The following is a 2,080-nucleotide window of genomic DNA, read 5'->3' as shown; positions in this document are numbered from 1 at the left end:
CCCCATACGCAGTTCCATCTTGGTGTCCAAAGTCATTCCACACCTTTCGTCTCTTTTGTCGCGGAATATTTTCCAGTCAAAATCGGACACGGTCTCGAGGGCATCGCTCCCTCTGGCTTGCTTCAGCGAAGCTCTCACCGTGTTGCCGCACATCAAGCTGCAACGGAGGTGCCAATTCCCTCAGCTCCGGTAAGCGGCGGGAAATGCTTTGAAATTCTCCACGAGGCCAAATGCGGCCGATTGTCGTGAACCCGACATGTCTTCTGCCGCTGTCGGGTTTCGCCCTATCACTCTTGAGAGCTTGGACGGCTCGCCTGTGATTAGACTGGCCTCGGCCCTCGAGCAGTGGCAGTTTGGCGCCAGTTCGAAAGCGCGAACTCGCCGGCTTGGTCCTCGTGCCGCCACCGCCGCGTGTGGATTCTTGCCCCGGAGTCAAAATTCGCCTCGCGGTTGCCAACGGCGGCATGCGCTCAATGCGCGTGGCGTTGAGCACCGACAGCACGTAATGGTACCAATTAGTGGATGCCCGTCGCTGCCTCCACTTCTCCAGCCAAGCGCTCGAACGACGCTACCTACCCACGTTCGAGCGCGACCGCGGAATCGCAGACTGCCGAACGTCAGCCGTTGCGAAAGGTGTAGCCGTACCCGTTGATCGCCGGTGCGCCGCCTAGATGTGCGTAGAGGACCCTCGATCCCTGTGGAAAGAAGCCCCTCTGGACGAGGTCGATCATCCCTTGCATCGATTTGCCCTCGTAAACGGGGTCCGTAATCATGCCCTCGAGCCGCGCGCACAAACGGATTGCCTCTTTGGTTTCCTCCGATGGAACGCCATAACCCGGGTACGCGTAGTCCATGAACAACACCACGTCTGCCTCGACAATTTCCGCTCCGAGGTGGACGAGCTTCGCTGTATTTTGGGCGATGCCAAGCACCTGCGCCTTGGTCTTGGCGGGCATGGCGGAGGCATCGATACCGATCACGTTGCGCTGTCGACCATCCTTGGCGAACCCGACGAGCATGCCGCCGTGGGTTGAACCAGTCACCGTACAGACGACGATATAGTCGAAGGCAAACCCAAGCTGCTCTTCCTGGGCACGCACCTCCTCAGCGAACCCCACATAGCCCAGGCCGCCGTATTTGTGGACAGAGGCGCCGGCAGGTATCGCATATGGCCTGCCGCCCCTTGCCTTGACTTCATAAAGTGCCTTTTCCCAGCTGCGGCGGATGCCGATGTCAAAGCCCTCGTCAACCAGGCGCACCTCTGCCCCCATGATGCGGCTCAAGAGGATATTGCCGACCCGGTCGTAGACAGCATCATCATGTGGGACCCAGCTCTCCTGGACCAGGAGGCATTTCATGCCGATCTTGGCGGCGACCGCAGCGACCATGCGCGTATGGTTGGACTGCACGCCACCGATTGTGACGAGCGTATCGGCATCTGACGCGATCGCGTCGGGCACAATGTATTCGAGCTTGCGCAGCTTGTTTCCGCCGAACGCGAGACCGGAGTTGCAGTCCTCGCGTTTGACGTAGATTTCCACCTTGTCGCCCAGATGCTTGCCGAGGCGGTCGAGCCTCTCGATCGGCGTGGGTCCAAAGGTGAGCGGATAACGTTCGAATTTTTCCAGCATGCTATCTCCAGCAAAAAAGTACCTGAACCTGCTACGCACCGGTCAGCCCAGGGGTATGGTCGCGTGTTAGCCGAACACAGATTCCCTATACGATCAGCTCAGTCATCAGAGGGTGACCAAAATTGGTGTGGGTCTGAGCACTGATCCTGTCATCCGCGCATCAAAGCAGCAGCACATGCTGGGCATTCGACCAAGCCGGGACACAGCTGAAAATTGCATTCCGCAGTTGATCAGAGTCAGACGACTGGTACCCGAGCTTTCCTGTAACCATCGGCATGCTGGCCCCTGTGGCGAGTTCCACGAGCGCGGCTAGAGGACTGCCAGATCAGAAAGAGCACGCGGCCGAAGTAGCCGGCCTGAAGCAGCAGCGAACAGGCCAGCGTCGTGACGACTGCCACACGGAGCGAATCCAAAGCGAAGTAAACCATCGACGCATTGCTGCACAGGAC

Annotated in this window: 3 protein-coding genes; 1 reads left to right on the top strand and 2 read right to left on the bottom strand. The window is 58.9% G+C overall.

Features of this window, described 5'->3' with window-relative positions:
• The coding region (locus EN935_RS41565) for a hypothetical protein (protein ID WP_206516465.1) at positions 1-249 on the top strand (249 nt) is incomplete at its 5' end.
• 368 nt (positions 250-617) lie between these two features.
• On the opposite strand, the gene EN935_RS32985 is transcribed toward EN935_RS41565, so the two are convergent.
• Complete coding sequence (locus tag EN935_RS32985) at positions 618-1,631, bottom strand: 1-aminocyclopropane-1-carboxylate deaminase (RefSeq protein ID WP_024505903.1); 1,014 nt, start codon at positions 1,629-1,631, stop codon at positions 618-620.
• A 236-nt stretch (positions 1,632-1,867) separates the two neighbouring features.
• Positions 1,868-2,080: exopolysaccharide production repressor protein (locus EN935_RS32980; protein WP_127280632.1), on the bottom strand; the 213-nt coding region annotated here is incomplete at its 5' end.

Origin of the sequence: Mesorhizobium sp. M7D.F.Ca.US.004.03.1.1 (genome assembly GCF_003998635.1) — a bacterium.
In the GTDB taxonomy this organism is placed as follows: Bacteria; Pseudomonadota; Alphaproteobacteria; order Rhizobiales; family Rhizobiaceae; genus Mesorhizobium; species Mesorhizobium loti.
Note: the sequence above shows the minus strand (reverse complement) of the source record. Positions and strands in the feature narration are given on the sequence as shown.